Genomic DNA, 17,301 nt, shown 5'->3' on the forward strand with positions numbered 1-17,301 from the left:
CGGCGCGATTCTACGGCGCAGCCCGCCTCTGCGACAGGTCACACGGTCTGGCGCTGCTGAAGGAGGGGGCAGTCGAACGGGTCGCGCTCGCCGAGCCCCACCCTGTTGATGTAGCGCGTCACGATCCGGTACGACTCCCACAGCCCCGTCTCGGTGTAGCGGACGCCCTGGTCGGCGCAGTACGCCCTGATGATCCCCGAGGCCCGCCGGAGGTGCGGGCGTGGCATCGAAGGGAACAGGTGGTGCTCGATCTGGTAGTTGAGCCCGCCCATCGCGACGTCCAGCAGTCGGCTTCCGCGGATGTTTCGGCTCATGAGCACCTGGCGCCGGAGGAACTCGACCTTGACCTCGGCGGGGACGAGCGGCATCCCCTTGTGGTTCGGTGCGAATGACAGGCCCATGTACAGCCCGAACAGCCCCAGCTGCACGGCCAGGAAGGTCGCCGCGATCCCCGGCGACAGCACGAGGAACACGAGCGCGAGGTAGCCGCCGAGACGGAACGCGAGCAGGCCGATCTCGACGGCGCGCCTGCGCAGCGGCTCCGGCGACAGCACTCGCCGCACGCTCGACGCATGCAGCGAGAGCCCCTCGAGCAGGAGGATCGGGAAGAACAGCGCACCCTGGTGGGCCATGAGCCACGCCACGGCGCTGCCGTAGCGCGTGACGCGGCGCTGGACCTGCTCGGGGGTGAACGCGATGACGGGCAGCTCGATGTCGGGGTCCGCGCCGATCTTGTTGGGATTCGCGTGATGGCGCGTGTGCTTGTGCTGCCACCAGCCGTAGCTCATCCCGACGAGCAGATCGCCGAGGAGGATCGAGATCCAGTCGTTCCACCGCCCCGACACGAAGATCTCGCGGTGCGCCGCGTCATGACCGAGCATCGCGATCTGCGTGAGGACGACAGCGAGCACCGCCGCCGTGAACAGCTGCCACCAGGTGTCGCCCACCAGGACGAACACCGCGACGACGGCGCCCAGCACGAGGGGCGCGCCGATGAGCTTGGTCCAGTAGTACCCGTAGCGGCGCCGCATGAGGCCGCTCGCCGTGATGATCCTCGACAGCTCCGTGTAACTGTTGGTCGCGCGCCCAGCGCGCACGGCACCCGTCGCGGGTGCGGTCTGTGTGAGATCGCCTGCCATGATCCGCCCCGATCGCTCCCGGTCGCGCGAACACGCGAACCGCGGATGTCGGGGTCTGGGACATCGGCTTCAGCGTATCGCTCGGGCGACGCTGCGGGGCGTGCTTCGCAGGAGCTTCACAGCGCGACGCGCGGCCGTGGAGGGCCCGCGCCGCACGGGAGGATGACGGTCGCCGCAGACGAATCGCACGCGGAGGGCGAGATCGACGGCGAAACACGATAGTCTGTCTGAGGAGTCGGCAATCGCGGGCTCCGGGTCATCGTCACAACCGTAGACTTTCTCCGCTCAATCTGCAGCGTTCCGCGCCATCGCGCTTCGGGCTGGTTGCCCCAGGAATCGAATTCATCTCATCTCTTCCCCGACTGTTCGCGTGAACACCCCGCGTACACTCCCCGCTCGCGCATCCGCGCCTGCGGCCCTCTCTTCCGTGCCGGCGTCGTCGGCCCGGATCCAGGGGCGGCGTTCGCCGTCCCATATCTAGAAAGAAGGAATCCATGGCTTTTGGAACCGTGAAGTGGTTCAACGCGGAGAAGGGGTTCGGTTTCATCGAGCCCGAGGACGGGACGCCCGACGTGTTCGCCCACTTCAGCGCGATCGAGGGGAACGGCTACCGTTCGCTCGAAGAGGCGCAGCGCGTCGAGTTCGACGTCGAGCGCGGACCGAAGGGTCCTCAGGCTTCGCGTATCCGCGCAGTCTGATCGTCACCGCACACAACACGCCGTGGGGCTGCATTCCGGTCCGCCCCACGGCGTTCGCGTGCCCGCAACCTGTGCATCGGCCTCGCATACCGCGCGCGGCATCCGCTCGCGCGTAGAGTCGCGAATGAGGGCGGCCGCCGGCCGCTTCTTCCACCACAGTCTGGCTCTCGGGTCTTTCTGCCGACCCGAGGAGCAGCCATGACCACTCCTGTCGTCGCATCCACACTCGGCCCTGTCCGCCAGACGTATGCCGGGACGGGCGACTTCCCGCCCGTCGCACGCGCGTACACGCAGGTCTCGCAGGTCGTGAGGGAGACGGGGCTGCTCCAGCGCACCCCGTGGTTCTACCTCGCCGTCGGCACGGCGATCGTGCTCGCGCTCGGCGGCGTCGTCACGGGATTCGTCCTGCTCGGCGACAGCTGGTTCCAGCTGCTCATGGCGGGCGCGCTCGGCATCCTGCTCACGCAGGCCGCCTTCCTCTCCCACGAGGCCGCGCACCGTCAGATCCTCTCGACCGGACCCGCCAACGACCGGCTCGCCCGCTTCATCGGGGCCGGCATCGTCGGCATGAGCTACTCGTGGTGGGACTCGAAGCACTCGCGCCACCACGCCAACCCGAACCGCGTCGGGCGCGACCCCGACATCGAGGTCGACACGATCTCGTTCCTCGACGAGGACGCCGCGAAGGCGCGGGGCCTTCGCCGGCTCATCACGCGCAAGCAGGGGTGGCTGTTCTTCCCCCTGCTGACGCTCGAAGGCCTCAACCTGCACTTCCTCGGCATCCGTCACCTGCTCTTCTCGAAGGAGGAGATCAAGGGCCGCTGGCTCGAGCTGTCGCTCGTGATCCTGCGCCTCGCGGTCGTCATCGTGCCGGTCTTCGTGTTCCTGCCGCTCGGCATGGCGTTCGCGTTCCTCGGTGTGCAGCTGGCCGTCTTCGGCGTGTACATGGGCGCGTCCTTCGCCCCGAACCACAAGGGGATGCCGATCATCGCGCACGACGCGAAGCTCGACTTCTTCAGCAAGCAGGTCCGCACGTCGCGCAACGTCCGCGGCGGATGGTGGGCGACGTGGCTCATGGGCGGGCTCAACTACCAGGTCGAGCACCACCTCTTCCCCAGCATGGCCCGGCCGCACCTCTCGAAGGCCCGCGAGATCGTGCGCGACTACTGCGCGACGCTCGACGTCCCCTACACCGAGACGAGCCTCGTGAAGTCGTACGCGATCGTCATCGACTACCTCAACCGCGTGGGCCTCGCCGCCCGCGACCCCTTCGACTGCCCCGTGTCGGCGCAGTACCGGCGCGTCTGAGCCGCGACCCTAGGCTGCGGGCTCCGGCGCCGCCGCGGCATCCATTCCCCACTCGACCGCGAGCTCGACGCCGCGCAGCTGCGCGAGGCCCTTCAGACGGCCGATGAGCGAGTAGCCGGGGTTCGTGCGGCGCTGCAGGTCGTCGAGCAGCGTGTGGCCGTGATCGGGGCGCATCGGGATGACGGCGGCGGCATCGCCGGCGGCCGCGCGTCGGCGCTCTTCGAGCACGAGCTCGCGGACGACCGCGACCATGTCGCTCCGGCCGTCGATGTGGCCGTCCTCGTAGAAGCTCTTGCCGTCGGCCTCGATCGTGACATTGCGCAGGTGTGCGAAGTGGATGCGATCCGCAAAGCGCCGCGTCATCTCGACGACGTCGTTCGTCGGCACGGATCCGTAGGAGCCGATGCACATCGTGAGGCCGTTCGCGGGAGACGGCGCGGCATCCAGAAGCCACTGCGCGTCGTCGGCGTCCGACACGACGCGGGGCAGTCCGAACAGCGGCCGCGGCGGATCGTCGGGGTGGATCGCGAGCCGGACGCCCGCGTCCTCCGCCGCGGGAACGACGTCGCGCAGGAACGCCCCGAGGCTGCCGCGGAGGTCGTCGGCGGTCATCCCGTCGTAGCGTGCGAGCCCCGCGCGCAGCGAGTCGAGGTCGTACGACTCCTCCGATCCCGGAAGACCCCGGATGACGGTGCCGGCGAGCACGGAGAGCGCGTCCGCGTCGAGGCTCTCGTACAGCGCGCGCGCACGCGCGAGCTCGTCGGCCGTGTAGTCGGCCTCCGCGTTCGCGCGGTGCAGGACGAACACGTCGAACGCGGCGTGCTCGATGAAGTCGAACCGCAGCGCATAGCCGCCCGTCGGAAGCGCCCAGCGCAGGTCGGTGCGGGCCCAGTCGATGACGGGCATGAAGTTGTAGCAGACCGTCTGCAGTCCGGCTTCGCCCAGGTTGCGCAGCGATTGCGCGTAGTTCGCGACGGCGCGGTCGCGCTCGGGGCCGCCCCACTTGACGTGCTCGTGCACCGGCACCGACTCGACGACCGACCACGTCAGGCCCGCGGCCTCGATCTCGGCCTTGCGCGCACGGATCTCGTCGATCGGCCAGACCTCGCCGTTCGGGATGTGGTGCAGCGCCGTGACGATGCCCGTCGCGTCGGTCTGACGGATCTCGGCGAGGGTGATGGGGTCGTTCGGCCCGAACCAGCGCCAGGTGTGTTCCACGGTCTGCCTTTCGAGAGGGTGCGGGATGCCGCAGCCGGCCGCCCGTCCTCCACGACGATATGCCCGTACGTGCGGGCAGCGCCCGTCAGAGCGCCCCGAACAGCGTCAGGATGCCGCCGCCGACGGCGCCGACCACGACGACCGCCCACGCGGGGAGGCGGAACGAGACCAGCGACGCGAAGCACACGAGCGCGAGGCAGAAGGCCGCGGGGCTCGTGACCGCCGTCGTGAAGACGGGGTCGTACAGCGCCGCCGCGAGGACGCCGACGACGGCCGCGTTCGCGCCCCGCATGGCGGCTCGTGCCCACGGGCGTGCGCGGAGCGAGTCCCAGAACGGGAGGACGCCGACGAGCAGGAGCAGGCCAGGGAGGAAGATCGCGACGAGAGCGATCGCGGCCCCCGCGATGCCCCCCGGCCCGACGTCCGACAGCGCGCCGAGGTACGCGGCGAAGGTGAAGAGCGGCCCCGGCACGGCCTGCGCGAAGCCGTAGCCGGCGACGAACTCCTGCGCGCCGACCCAGCCGGGCTCGACGACTCCCGACTGCAGGAGGGGCAGCACGACGTGGCCTCCGCCGAAGACGAGCGCCCCCGCGCGGAAGAACGCGTCGAACAGATCGATCGCGCCGGATGCCGTCACCGCGGCGAGCAGCGGGAGACCCACGAGCAGCACGCCGAATGCCGCGAGACACAGGCCTCCGGCCGCGCGCGTGACCCCGAAGCGGAGGACTCCCGCCGTCTCGGCGGCCGATCCGCGGCAGAGCCACAGGCCTCCGACCGCGCCGAGCGCGATCGCGAGGAGCTGGCCCCACGATCCCGCGACGGCGACGACGCACACGGCGGCGACGAGCGCGATGCCGGCGCGGCGGCGGTCGGGCGTCAGGGTCTTCGCCATCCCCCAGACGGCCTGGGCGACGATCGCGACCGCCACGATCCCGAGACCCGCGAGGACTCCGCCGGCGACGTCGCCGCCGAGGAGCGTCGACCCGTACGCGAACGCGACCATGAGCACGGCCGAAGGGAGCGTGAACGCGACGAAGGCCGCGATCGCGCCCCACGCGCCGCCCCGCAGGAGCCCGAGCGCGAACCCGACCTGACTCGACGCGGGTCCGGGGAGGAACTGGCACAGCGCGACGACGTCGGCGTACTCGCGGTCGTCGAGCCAGCGCCGTCGCACGACGAGGTCTTCGCGGAAGTAGCCCAGGTGAGCGATCGGGCCGCCGAACGACGTGACGCCGAGCCGGAGGAACGCGAGGAACACCTCCGACGGGCCGCCCCGTCCCACGCGCGCCGCGGCATCCGTCCTCACACCGACATCCTTGCGCACGGGCGGCGCGGCGCGGCACTAGTCGTCTCGGGGGATCTCCCACAGCTGATAGCTCATGACGGACCCCGACGGGATGGGCACGTCCGGGTCGTCGCCGAGGTACATCGACTCCGACCCGATGATGCGGCCTGTCTCGGTCGACACCAGCAGCACGACGCGCTGATCCCCGCTCGCCCGGAGCGCGCCGAAGGCCATCGCATCGCGGCCCGCCCGATCGCGGGTCGTGCCGAGCAACTCGATGTCGTGGTGCTCGCGGAGGATCTCGAGAAGGCTGCCGTGCTGCTCGTTGGTGAGCGTCCACATCCCGAGGAGATCGTCGATGCCCGTGAGGACGTCGAATCCTGTGACGTCCGCCTGCCCCGTCAGCTCCTGGAAGACGCCGCGGTAGAAGTCGACGCCGCTGCCCTCCCTGGCCGTGGGGAACAGAAGCGGGCCGTCGGGTCCCTCGTAGGTGAGCGCCTCGGCGCCCATGTGGTCGTCGCGCAGGATCGTCCCGGGCGGCGAGAGGTCCTCGCGAGTCGGGATCTCACCCCCGTCGGTGCGGTACGGCTCGCCCGACTCCACGACGATGTGCGCCGTCATGGCGTCGGCATCCCACGTCATCGAGGTCACCTCGGGCGAGATGACGGCGCCCTTGTCGGGGCCGTCCATCATGACGTGCGAATACCAGGCGACCGTCGTCGCCTCCCGCAGGGGAACGGTGATGCCGTGCCCCTCAGCGAGCAGCGTCTGCGCCCGGTCGATCGCCTCGCCGCGGTCGAGGTCGCTCGCCGCGATCGCGAGCGGCCGCAGCCCCATCGCCGCTGCGGGGACCGAGGCCGTGAACGGGTTCGCGACGATGATGACGACGAGCGCGACGAGCGCGCCGGCGACGGCGGGCAGCGACAGCCCCCACGTCCACAGCCGTGAGCGGGCCGGCTCAGGCGCGTGCGCGCTCGTGATGCGGGCGAGGTCGGCTTCGGCCCGCGCCGACAGACCGCGGGGAGCGGGGGGATACGGGTTCGAGAGCGAGAGCAGCCGGTCCAGAGCCTCGTCCGTCGTCGCGGGTTCAGGCATTCGTCATCGCCTCCTTCCACGTCGTCGCGGGTGACGTCGGCCACGCGGCGCGCAGCGCCGCCTTCGCGCGGCTGACCCGCTTCCACACGGCCTGCTCGGAGCAGCCGAGGACGACCCCGACGTCGGCCGCCGAGAGCCCGTCCCAGTAGGTCAGCTGCAGCACCGTGCGGTGCGGGGCGGGGAGCCGCTCGAGCAGGGTGGTCAGCGTCTCCAGCTCCGGGTCGCCCTCTGAGGGCGCGCGGAGCACTTCGGCCTCCCGCGCGGCCCGTCGCTCGCGGTCGCTCCGGCGCATCTCGGCCTTCATGAGGTTCGACGCCGTGCGGAAGAGCCAGCCGACGGGATGCGGATGCGCGGGATCGAGCCGGCGATAGGCGAGCTCGAACGTCGACGCGGCGACGTCGTCGGCGGACGCGGATCCGAGTCGCCGGTCGACGTAGCGCCACACCGCCGCGTAGTGCGCGCGGAAGAACGCGTCGAAGCCGTCGTGCATGCGCTTGTCCACCGAACCCCAGGAGTACGTCCGGTCATGCTCTCACACCCCCGCTCTTCCGCGCGCCGACTGTCCACACCTCGCCCGCGCTCCGTCGTCTGGAGATGCGCGATGCGCATGGATCCTGACACCGCGTGCCGGACATGTCAGGATGCGGGCCCCCGCGACATTGACAGGCAGGAGAGCCGTGTGCACTCGATGGAAGGACGCGACCATGACGGGAGACGACGTCGATGGCCGGTGAGGGGCCGGACGCCGCGGCGGCGTCGCGTCCGCATTCGGCGTCGATCACGCGCCTGCGGGCGCTCGGAGCGTACGACCCCGGGTTCGATGCGGCCTTCGAGGCCCCCCAGCCGCGATGCCGGTCGTGCGGCATCGTGATGCGAGACGTGCCGGGCGGCTGGAGATGCCCCGCCTGCGCGGGCGCGCTCGTCGCCGTCCCCGGCGTCTTCGGGGCGCGGCGGGCCGTGTAGCGCCGGCCCTTCACCCGAACGCTCCGCTCCACTACCGTGGGCCGCATAGCGAGTACCGATCGAGTGCTGGGGCGAGCGGTGGAGCGGGAGACGCTCCGCGCTCTGGTCGCGTCGGCTCGCAACGGCGCGAGCGGTGCCGTGCTCATCGACGGCGACCCCGGAGTGGGGAAGACGACCCTCATGGATGCCGTGCTCGATCGGCTGACGGCGGTGCGGATCCTGCGGATCGTGGGCTATGAGGTCGAGGCGGCTCTCCCGTACGCGGCCCTGCAGCGGCTCTGCCGACCCCTCGCTCCCTACGTGAACGAGCTTGCTCCGATTCAGCGCGAAGCCCTGCGCGTTGCCACGGGCCTGGCAGAAGGCCCCGCTCCGGAACGCGCCCTCGTCGGTCTGGGCATCTTGTCGCTGCTCGCTCGAGCAGGTGACGACGAGCCGCTCGTCTGCGTCGTCGACGATGCGCAGCATCTCGACGGCGAATCGCTCGACGTGCTCGGGTTCGTCGCACGTCGGCTGTCGGCGGAGTCCGTCGCAATGCTGTTCGCCGCCCGCGAGGACGAGGCAGTGGCTCGCTCGCTCGCGGGAGTACCCCGGCTCGAGCTCGCGGGTCTCGACGCGGAGTCGGCTGCGGCCGTGCTGCGCGACGCCGTCGACGGGGAGATCGATCCCGGGGTCGTCGCCGACTTCGTCTCCTTCACCGACGGGAACCCTCTCGCGCTGCGGGAGCTCGGCGCCCAGTGGAGCATCGAGGAGCTGACGGCGGTGTCGATCGCGCACTCTCCCGTCCCCCTCGGTCGCCGCCTCGAGGCCCACTACTCCGCTCGTGTCGCCACGCTTTCGCACGATGCGCGGAGGTGGGTCCTCGTCGCCGCGGCCGAGGCGACGGGAGATGCCGCCGTCGTCCGGGCCGCGGCGGCAAGGCTCGGTCTTCCCCCGACGGCGTCGGGGGAGGTCGAGGCCCTGCACCTCGTCGAGATCCAGGGCACGGTCCGCTTCCGGCATCCGCTCGTGCGCTCCGCCGTGTACAACGGTGCGACGGATGCCGATCGACGCGCCGCGCACGCCGCACTGTGCATCGAGACCTCCGCGCGCGGGCGGCGGGAGTTCGCGGCATGGCATGCCGCCGCGGCGTGCGGTGGTCCGGACGCGGGCGTCGCCGCAGAGCTCGCAGCGGTCGCCGACCTCGCCGGGGCTCGCGGCGGGTTCGCCTCACGAGCTCGGCTGCTCGCGCGGGCAGCCGCGCTGTCGCCGGAACCGACGCTGCGCGCGGAGAGGTTCGTGTCCGCGGCGGAAGCGGCCATCGCAGCGGGTGCCGGCGTCCTGTCGCGGCAGCTGCTCGCGCGCGCAGACCGCGCCGCACTCGATCCCGTCGGCCGAGGGCGCCTGCTCGTCGTGGAGGCGATGTGTGCCGTCTATCTCGCTGACCCCCTGACGGTGCGCGACGGGCTCGCGGCGCTGCTCTGCGCCGCGGATGCGTTCCACGGGCTGGCGCCCGACCGCGAGCAGAAGGCTCTGCTGATCGCACTCAACTCCAGCATGACGGTCGAGGACCGCGCGATCGGCGCAGATCTCGAGCAGCTCGCCATCCGGATGCGGGCCGCCAGCGACGTCGAGAGCCCGTGCGCCGTCGTCCTGCGCGCGACGAGCGCGTTCGCCCTCGAGGAGTACGAGGTCGCCGTGCCGCTGCTGCGCACAGCCGTGGCGATGCTCGACGCCATGGACGACGACGATCTCCTCGAGGTCAGCGCCCTGGCCGTCTCTCCCTGCATCGCGCTGTGGGACTGCGACGCGGCGTCGCGGCTGCTCACCCGCACGGTGCGGGCGGGGACGGAGAGGGGCGCGCTGCGCGAGGTGGACAGCGCCCTGTGGGTGCTCAGCGCCGTCGAGCTGTCGCGCGTCAACCCCCGCAGGGCCGGCGAGCACCTCGCACAGGCGGAGGAGCTGCGACGCGCGCTCGGCTACGCCGACGAGCAGACGGTCAATGCGGCATATCTCGCCTGGCAGGGCGGTCCGCGCGCCGTCGTCGAGCAGATCGTCCACGCCATGTCGGAGAGCGGCTACGGAGGTGTCGTCCGCATGGCGGTGGGCGCACTCGGGATCAGGGAGATCGCGGAAGGCGAATACCACTCCGCCTTCGACCGCCTCGCGGGGCTCATCCGCCGGCCCTATCTCCAGGCGAGTCATCACCACCTCGCAGAGCTCGTCGAGGCGGCGGTCCGCAGCGACAACCGGGCGGCGGCGCGCGCGGCCGCGGCCACCATCGACCGATACGCGGCCGCGAGCGGGACGACCTGGGTGACGGGCCTCGCGGAACGGTGTGCGGCGCTGCTCGCCGACGACGCAGACGCCGAACGGCATTTCCTCGCGTCGATCGAGACCCTCGACACCCACTCCCATCGCGGTGACTGCGCCCGCAGCCGGCTCGTCTACGGCGAGTGGCTGCGGCGCGTGCGCCGTCGCGCAGACGCGCGCGTGCAGCTCGTGGCGGCGCGGGACGTCTTCACGGAGGTCGGGGCCGATGCGTTCGCCGAGCGTGCGCGTCGCGAGCTGACGGCGGCCGGTGCGAAGCCGGACGAGTCCGCCGCGGTGGTCGGACCGCTGACATCGCAGGAGACCGCGGTGGCGCGTCTCGCGGCACAGGGCGCGACGAACGCCGATATCGGGTCTGCGCTGTTCATCAGCTCGAACACCGTCGACTATCACCTCCGAAAGGTCTTCCGCAAGCTCGGCGTCACCTCCCGGCGTCAGCTCGCAGAGCACTTCCCGCGCTCGTAGGACCGTGCCGCGGCATCGTCCCGCGCTCGTGGTGCGACGTGCGACGGCACTCGTGCGGACTACGCGTCGCACGTGATGCGGGCGCCCGTCTCCGTGGGACAGCATGGCGCCGAAGCGAAGGAGGATGCCATGCCCTACGTCACGACCGACGACGGAACGCAGATCTTCTACAAGGACTGGGGCGGCGGCGGATCACCCGTCCTCCTGAGCCACGGCTGGCCGCTCAACTCCGATGCGTGGGAGGCGACGGCGCTGTTCTTCGCGGAGCACGGCCATCGTGCGATCGCACACGATCGCCGCGGTCACGGCAGGTCGACGCAGACGTGGGACGGCAACGAGATGGACACCTACGCCGACGACCTCGCGTGCCTCATCGAGCATCTCCGCCTCACGGGGGTGACGCTCATCGGCCACTCGACGGGCGGAGGCGAGGTCGCGCACTACATCGCGCGCCACGGCTCGGACCGTATCGCGAAGCTCGTCCTCGTGTCGGCTGTTCCGCCGCTCATTCTGCGCACCGACGACAACCCCGGCGGCCTGCCGATCGAGGTCTTCGACGGCATCAGGGCAGGTGAGGCGGCGAATCGGTCGCAGTTGTACCGCGACCTCGCCGATGGGCCGTTCTTCGGCAACAACCGGGCGGGCGACGTCGCGCAGGGCACGCGCGACGCGTTCTGGCTGCAGGGGCTCGCCGCCGGCACACGAAACGCCTACGAGTGCATCGCGGCGTTCTCGGCCACCGACTTCCGACCCGACCTCGCCCAGATCGACGTGCCGACCCTCGTGATCCATGGCGACGACGACCAGATCGTGCCGTTCGAGATCAGCGGCAGGCTCTCGGCGCAGCTCATCGCCGACGCGCGTCTGATCGTGTACGAGGGCGGCGCGCACGGGCTGCCCGACACGGAGCGCGTGCGGCTGCATGCGGACCTGCTCGCGTTCGTCGACGAGTGAACGCCCACGCCGACGTCACAGCGCGGCTCGCCTGAGTCGGGCTGTCGTCCATCCTCACCTCGGGGGAAGACAAACGAAAGGAACTCATGATGACACGACACACCCGCCGGGCGGCGCTCGCCACGGCCGCCGCGACCGCCCTCGCACTCCTCGTCGCGACGGCGGCGCTCCCCGCGTCGGCGGACACGGCATCCCTCGGGCGGCCGCCGGCGCTCAAGCCCACGATCGTCCTCGTCCACGGAGCGTTCGCGGACTCGAGCGGATGGGCCGTCGTCGGCACGGCGCTGCAGGCGGAGGGCTACTCCGTCATCGCGTTCTCGAACCCGCTGCGGGGCCTCACGTACGACAGCGCGTATCTTCGCGACTTCCTCGGGACGATCGCGGGGCCCATCGTGCTCGTCGGACACTCGTACGGCGGAGCCGTCATCACGAACGCCGCGACGGGCAACACCAACGTGAAGTCGCTCGTGTACATCGCCGCCTACGCGCTGGCCGAGGGCGAGTCGGTCGCGGCGGCGAACGAACTCGGCGGCGGGCACGCGTCCGTCACGGAGCACCTCGTCGTCAGGCCCTTCCCGGGGGCTGCGGAGGGGGATGCCGATGCCTACATCGATCCCGCGTTCTTCCCCGACCTGTTCGCGCAGGATCTGCCGAAGATCGTCGCCAGGAACATGGCGGCCACGCAGCGGCCCGGAGCCTTCGCGTCGCTCGTGACCCCGTCGGGCGTGCCCGCGTGGAAGACGATCCCGAGCTGGTACATGGTCGCCTCGCAGGACCGCATCATCCCGCCGGAGGCGGAGCGTGCGATGGCGAAGCGTGCGGGATCGAAGGTCGTCGAGGTCAAGAGCTCGCACGTGCCGATGATGAGCCAGCCGCTCAAGGTGCTCGCGCTCATCAAGCAGGCCGTCAAGTGACCTGACGCGGCGTGGGGCGGACGGCGACGCGCCGTCCGCCCCTCGCCGTCTCGTCGTGCCGATCCCGGAATGGCGGCCGGGGCGGGAGGCGGCGCGTCGTGGAGCAGTGGCGAGTGCGGGTCGGCGGCGACGTGCGGCTCGTCGTCGGCTGCGGCGCTCAGCGCCGGTATCCGAGCTCCCGCTCGATGTCGCGTGCCGCGCGCAGCAGCTGCGCGAGGGCTGCGGGTGTCTGCGCCCCGCGCGGGAGCACGACCGACAGCGCCGCCGCGACGTGCCCCGTCTCGTCGCGGACGGGGACGGCCACGCCGGTCGAGACGTCGTCGAACGATCCCGGCGCCACGGCATGGCCGAGCGTGCGGATCTCGGCGAGCTTGCGGCGCAGCGCCGGGGGGTCGACGATCGTCTCGCGCGTGAGGGCGGCGAGCCGCCCGGCGAGGATCCGATCCTGCAGCTCGCGGTCGGCGAAGGCGAGCAGCACGAGCCCCGACGACGAGGCGTGCAGGGGCAGCCTCCCCGCGATGCGCGTGATGTTCGCGCCCGACTCCGGTCCGCTCAGCCGCTCGACGAGCAGCGCCTCGTCCTGCTCGAGGATCGCGAGGTGCGTGTGCTCGCGGACGTGCGCCTGCACGCGCTCCATGTGCGCGAGCGCCGCGTGGCGCAGCCGCAGCGCTCGGGACGACCGCGTCGCGAGCTCCCACAGCCGCATCCCGATCCGGATGCCGCGCTCGTCGTCGCGCTCGAGCAGGCCTGCATCGACGAGCTCGCCCACGATGCGGTGCGCCGACGAGCGGGGGATCCCGGCGCGGCGGCCGATCTCGGCCGTCGTCTGGACGGTCCGGACGGGCGTGAACGTCTCGAGGATCCGCATGAGCCGGTCGATCGCCGAGTCTCCGGAGGGGGAGTTGGCCACGCGCCCAGTGTCGCAGGCGACGTGCGAATGTTCTCGATGAATGGGAACGGATGGAGTGCGCGGCGTGGCTCGGAGCACGATATCGGAAGGTCGAACCGGCGTCGAAGGAGACACCACATGCCCATCGCCGACAGGGCCCCCGCGGCACCCGAATCGCTGCTCGCGGCGCCCGACCAGGCGTCGCAGGACGTCATCACGCAGGAGATCCGCGCCCTGCACGCCGACTGCGCGCGCCGGGAGGCCGCGGGGGAGAGACTGCCCGCGACGGTGCGCGACTTCCCCCCGTACCGATCGAGCCTGCTGCGGCATCCCACGAAGGATCCCCGCCTCGTCGACCCCGAGACGATCGAGCTGTGGTCGCCGGCGTTCGGCCAGCGCGACGTCGGCGCGATCGAGTCCGACCTCACGCTGCAGCATGCGGGCGAGCCGCTCGGCGAACGGATCACGGTGCGCGGACGCCTCCTGGACTCATGGGGGAGGCCGATCCCGAACCAGCTCATCGAGGTCTGGCAGGCCAACGCGGCGGGCCGCTACATCCATCAGCGCGACCAGCATCCCGCTCCGCTGGATCCGCACTTCACGGGAGCGGGCCGCACGATCACGAACGACGACGGCGAGTACCTGTTCACGACGATCAAGCCCGGCCCGTATCCGTGGAAGAACCACGTGAACGCGTGGCGCCCCGCCCACATCCACTTCTCGGTCTTCGGACGCGGCTTCACGCAGCGCATCGTGACGCAGATGTACTTCCCCGGCGACCCGCTGTTCGCGCTCGACCCGATCTACAACACCATCCGGCGCCAGGAGGATCGCGACCGGCTCGTGTCGGAGTACGACCACGACCTCACGGTGCCCGAGCTCTCGATGGGATACCGGTGGGACATCGTCGTCGGCGGCCCCGACGCGACGTGGACCGAGCCCGGGGAGGGGGAGCTCTGATGCCCGCACACGCCGGTCCGCACACCCCGACGGCGGGGCAGACCGTCGGACCGTTCTTCGCGTTCGGCACCGCCTACCCGAGGATGCACGAGGTCGCATCACCGCACTCCCCGGGCGCGATCGTCCTCGGCGGCACGGTCCTCGACGGCGCGGGCGCGCCGATCCCCGACGCGATGATCGAGATCTGGAGCGCCGACGGCGACGGCACGATCCCGCGCGCACGCGGGTCGCTGCATCGCGACGACCACACCTTCACGGGGTTCGGCCGTGCCTTCACGAACGACGACGGCCGCTACGAGTTCTGGACGCGCGATCCCGGCGCGGAGCCGGGCAAGGCGCCGTTCTTCGCCGTCGTGGTCTACGCGCGGGGGCTCCCAGACAAGCTCCACACGCGCATCTATCTGCCCGACGACGCAGGCCTTCTCGCGGCCGACCCGCTGCTGGCCTCCCTCGACGCCGGCGACCGCGCTACGCTCATCGCGACGCGCACCCCCGACGGGTACCTGCGGCACGACATCCGGCTGCAGGGCGAGAAGGAGACCGTGTTCCTTGAGTTCTGATCGGGCGCCGTGGGAGACGCCGCGCGACGCCGGGCTCCTGTCGCCCGTGACGGCCGGCGCGGGGGATGCGGCATCCGATCGAGCCGTCGTCGAGCACCTCGCGGGCGCCGAGCTCGCGCTCCTGCGGGCGTTCGTCGCGGCGGGGCTCGCGCCCGCGCACGTGCGGGATGCCGCGTACCGCGCCGCCGCGGGGCCGTGGTACGGGATCGATCTCGCCGCGCTCGCGCACGCGTCGGTCGAGGGGGGCAACCCCGTCCTGCCGTTCCTGCCGCTGCTCCGGGAGCGGCTTGCGCGGATCGACCCGGATGCCGCGACCTGGGTGCACCGCGGCGCGACGAGCCAGGACATCCTCGACACGGCGCTCATGTCGCTCGGCACGTCGGTGGCCGGCGCCGTGGGAACGGAGCTGCGCTGGGCCGCCTCGTCGCTCGTCGCGCTCGCCGAGGCCCATCGCGACGACCCCGCCGTCGCCCGGACGCTCACGCAGCACGCCGTCCCGACGACCCTGGGCCTGAAGGCCGCGACCTGGCTGCGCGCGGTCCTGCACGCACGGCGACGGCTGGCCGAGGCATCCGCCCGCCTTCCCGCGCAGCTCGGCGGCGCGGGCGGCACGCTCGCGTCGTTCGTCGCGCTGTTCGGAGCGGACGCGGCGGCGCGACTGCCGGCGCTGTACGCGCACGAGCTCGGGCTGCAGGCTCCGGACGCCCCGTGGCACACCGACCGCTGGCCCGTCACGGAGCTCGGCGACGCGCTCGCGGCCGTCGTCGCGGCCGCGGGCATGGTCGCAAGCGACGTCGCACAGCTCGCCCGCACCGAGGTGGGTGAGGCCGCCGTGGCCGCGGGCGGCGGGTCGAGCGCGATGCCGCAGAAGCAGAATCCCGTGGACGCCGTCCTCGTGCGCTCCGCCGCGCTGCGGGCCCCGGGCCTCGCGGCGCAGCTGCACCTCGCCGCCGGGCTCGCCGTCGACGAGCGCCCGGACGGCGCCTGGCATGCCGAGTGGCCGGCGCTGCAGGAGCTCATGCGGCTCGCCCTCGGGGCGTCGGCCGCGGTCGCGCGCCTCGCGCGGGGGCTGACGCTCGACGCCGACCGCGCGCGCGCGAACCTCGGGCTCACGGGCGGGCTCGTCGTGAGCGAGCGGCTCTCCATCGTGCTCGTCCCCCTCATCGGGAGGGACCGGTTCGACGCGCTCGTCGCGGACGCCGTCGCCGGCGCCGATCTGAGGGACCTCGTCCGGGCGCTGCCGGAGGCGTCGGGGCTCGATCTCGCCGATCTCCTCGACCCGACCGCCTACGCGGGCCTGTCGGGCGTGCTCGTCGAGCAGGCCGTGCGGAGGGCGCGGCAGGACGGCATCCGCCCGTGACCGTCCCCGCCATCGCCGTGACCGAGCCCGTCGGGGCGGCACGCGGGCCGCTCGTGCTGCTCGGCCCGTCGCTGGGCACGTCGACGATCCTGTGGGGGAAGGTCGTGCCGCTCCTCGCCGAGAGGTGCCGCGTGGCGGCATGGGACCTCCCGGGGCACGGGGCGTCGCCGCCGGTGAGCGCTCCGTTCACGGTGGGCGAGCTCGCGGACGCCGTCGCCGCGGCCGCCGCCGGTCTCGGCGCAGACCGCGTCCGCTACGCCGGCGTGTCGCTCGGCGGCGCCACGGGACTCGAGCTCATGCTGCGGCATCCGGCCCTCGTCTCGGCCGCCGCGGTCATCGCGTCGGGGGCGCAGCTCGGCGATCCCGCGTCGTGGGCCGAGCGCGCCGCGAAGGTGCGCGTCGTCAGCACCTCCAGCGTCATCATCGCGTCGGCGCAGCGCTGGTTCGCGCCCGAGTCGATCCAGCGCGAGCCGGAGCTGGCGGGAAGGCTCCTGCACGCGCTGCAGGACGCCGACGACGAGAGCTATGCGCTGTGCTGCGAGGCGCTCGCCGCTTTCGATGTCCGGGACCGGCTCGGCGAGATCGAGCCGCCGACGCTCGCCCTGTGGGGGCAGTACGACGAGGTCGCCCCCGAGGCGAAGTCCGCACAGATCGCGGCGGGCGTCCGGCGCGGCGCCGTCGGGTGCATCGCAGGGGCGTCGCATCTGCCGCCCGCCGAGCAGCCGCAGGCCGTCGCCGACGCGCTGCTCGCGTTCTTCGACTCCAAGGAGAGGACCACACCATGACCACGAACGAAGGCCTGTCCGATGCCGAGCGCTGGGAGCAGGGGATGTCGCTGCGGCGGGTCGTGCTCGGCGGCGAGCACGTCGACAGCTCGATCGCGGAGACGACAGACCTGACCGCGGACTTCCAGGACTTCATCACACGGGTCGCGTGGGGGGACGTCTGGTCCAGGCCCGGGCTCGACAGGAGGTCGCGCTCCATCGCCGTCCTGTCGTCGCTCATCGCACTCGGCCACCACGACGAGCTCGCCATGCATCTGCGCGCCGCGCTGCGCAACGGCCTCTCGGCGGGGGAGATCACGGAGGTCATCCTGCAGTCGGCGGTCTATGCGGGCCTGCCGGCCGCGAACTCGGCGTTCCGCATCGCGAACGAGGTGCTCCGCGAGGACGACTGAGCGCGGCGC

General features: G+C 71.9%; 16 protein-coding genes. 10 read left to right on the top strand and 6 right to left on the bottom strand.

All coding sequences use genetic code 11. The features are described 5' to 3' along the window. Positions 1-38: 38 nt before the first annotated feature. Positions 39-1,139, bottom strand: coding sequence for a fatty acid desaturase family protein (locus tag FHS08_RS08885; RefSeq protein WP_167038133.1), 1,101 nt, complete (start codon positions 1,137-1,139; stop codon positions 39-41). Positions 1,140-1,633: 494 nt separating this feature from the next. Between FHS08_RS08885 and FHS08_RS08890 the strand changes: the two genes are divergently transcribed. Beyond that, on the top strand, positions 1,634-1,837 hold the full coding sequence (locus FHS08_RS08890; protein WP_167038135.1) for a cold-shock protein: 204 nt from the start codon (positions 1,634-1,636) through the stop codon (positions 1,835-1,837). A 198-nt stretch (positions 1,838-2,035) separates the two neighbouring features. Further along, on the top strand, positions 2,036-3,145 hold the full coding sequence (locus FHS08_RS08895; protein WP_167038137.1) for a fatty acid desaturase family protein: 1,110 nt from the start codon (positions 2,036-2,038) through the stop codon (positions 3,143-3,145). A gap of 9 nt (positions 3,146-3,154) precedes the next feature. Here FHS08_RS08895 and uxuA read toward each other — a convergent pair whose 3' ends face one another. The 4 genes from uxuA to FHS08_RS08915 all read right to left on the bottom strand — a co-directional run bounded on the left by uxuA (position 3,155) and on the right by FHS08_RS08915 (position 7,245). Continuing rightward, positions 3,155-4,363 carry a mannonate dehydratase gene (uxuA, locus tag FHS08_RS08900; RefSeq protein ID WP_167038139.1) on the bottom strand — a complete coding sequence of 403 codons (1,209 nt, stop codon included), beginning with the start codon at positions 4,361-4,363 and terminating at the stop codon, positions 3,155-3,157. Between the two features lie 85 nt (positions 4,364-4,448). Beyond that, complete coding sequence (gene chrA / locus FHS08_RS08905; protein WP_167038141.1) at positions 4,449-5,669, bottom strand: chromate efflux transporter; 1,221 nt, start codon at positions 5,667-5,669, stop codon at positions 4,449-4,451. Positions 5,670-5,705: 36 nt separating this feature from the next. Continuing rightward, positions 5,706-6,743 carry a hypothetical protein gene (locus FHS08_RS08910; protein ID WP_167038144.1) on the bottom strand — a complete coding sequence of 346 codons (1,038 nt, stop codon included), beginning with the start codon at positions 6,741-6,743 and terminating at the stop codon, positions 5,706-5,708. Beyond that, a complete protein-coding gene (locus FHS08_RS08915) occupies positions 6,736-7,245 on the bottom strand; it encodes a sigma-70 family RNA polymerase sigma factor (protein WP_167038146.1) in 510 nt (169 codons plus the stop codon). Before FHS08_RS08915 ends, FHS08_RS08910 begins: the two co-directional genes overlap by 8 nt. A 524-nt stretch (positions 7,246-7,769) precedes the next feature. On the opposite strand from FHS08_RS08915, the gene FHS08_RS08920 reads away from it, so the two are divergent. The 3 genes from FHS08_RS08920 (at position 7,770) to FHS08_RS08930 (ending at position 12,346) form a co-directional block, all read left to right on the top strand. Next, a complete protein-coding gene (locus FHS08_RS08920; protein ID WP_341800371.1) occupies positions 7,770-10,478 on the top strand; it encodes a helix-turn-helix transcriptional regulator in 2,709 nt (902 codons plus the stop codon). Positions 10,479-10,607: 129 nt separating this feature from the next. Further along, on the top strand, positions 10,608-11,432 hold the full coding sequence (locus tag FHS08_RS08925; protein ID WP_167038149.1) for an alpha/beta fold hydrolase: 825 nt from the start codon (positions 10,608-10,610) through the stop codon (positions 11,430-11,432). 89 nt (positions 11,433-11,521) lie between these two features. Next, positions 11,522-12,346, top strand: a complete 825-nt coding sequence (locus tag FHS08_RS08930) for an alpha/beta hydrolase (protein ID WP_208382247.1) — start codon at positions 11,522-11,524, stop codon at positions 12,344-12,346. 157 nt (positions 12,347-12,503) lie between these two features. Here the strand turns inward: FHS08_RS08930 and FHS08_RS08935 are convergent, their stop codons facing one another. Next, the gene (locus FHS08_RS08935) at positions 12,504-13,256 is read right to left on the bottom strand and encodes an IclR family transcriptional regulator domain-containing protein (RefSeq protein WP_167038154.1); all 753 of its coding nucleotides are present in this window, start codon (positions 13,254-13,256) and stop codon (positions 12,504-12,506) included. A gap of 117 nt (positions 13,257-13,373) precedes the next feature. Between FHS08_RS08935 and pcaH the strand changes: the two genes are divergently transcribed. From pcaH to pcaC, 5 genes are read left to right on the top strand one after another with little or no spacing between them, the layout of a single operon-like run. Further along, positions 13,374-14,195, top strand: coding sequence for a protocatechuate 3,4-dioxygenase subunit beta (gene pcaH / locus FHS08_RS08940; RefSeq protein ID WP_167038156.1), 822 nt, complete (start codon positions 13,374-13,376; stop codon positions 14,193-14,195). Then, on the top strand, positions 14,195-14,755 hold the full coding sequence (gene pcaG, locus FHS08_RS08945; protein WP_167038158.1) for a protocatechuate 3,4-dioxygenase subunit alpha: 561 nt from the start codon (positions 14,195-14,197) through the stop codon (positions 14,753-14,755). Before pcaH ends, pcaG begins: the two co-directional genes overlap by 1 nt. Beyond that, entirely contained in the window at positions 14,745-16,115 is a 1,371-nt protein-coding gene (locus tag FHS08_RS08950) for a lyase family protein (RefSeq protein WP_167038160.1), read from the top strand. The genes pcaG and FHS08_RS08950 overlap by 11 nt, the downstream gene beginning before the upstream one ends. Continuing rightward, positions 16,112-16,900: an alpha/beta fold hydrolase gene (locus tag FHS08_RS08955; RefSeq protein WP_167038163.1), complete on the top strand. Its 789-nt coding sequence runs from the start codon at positions 16,112-16,114 to the stop codon at positions 16,898-16,900. The genes FHS08_RS08950 and FHS08_RS08955 overlap by 4 nt, the downstream gene beginning before the upstream one ends. Beyond that, on the top strand, positions 16,897-17,292 hold the full coding sequence (gene pcaC, locus FHS08_RS08960) for a 4-carboxymuconolactone decarboxylase (RefSeq protein ID WP_167038165.1): 396 nt from the start codon (positions 16,897-16,899) through the stop codon (positions 17,290-17,292). Before FHS08_RS08955 ends, pcaC begins: the two co-directional genes overlap by 4 nt. The last annotated feature ends 9 nt before the right edge of the window (positions 17,293-17,301 follow it).

Source organism: Microbacterium ulmi (assembly GCF_011759705.1).
GTDB classification, from domain to species: Bacteria; Actinomycetota; Actinomycetes; order Actinomycetales; family Microbacteriaceae; genus Microbacterium; species Microbacterium ulmi.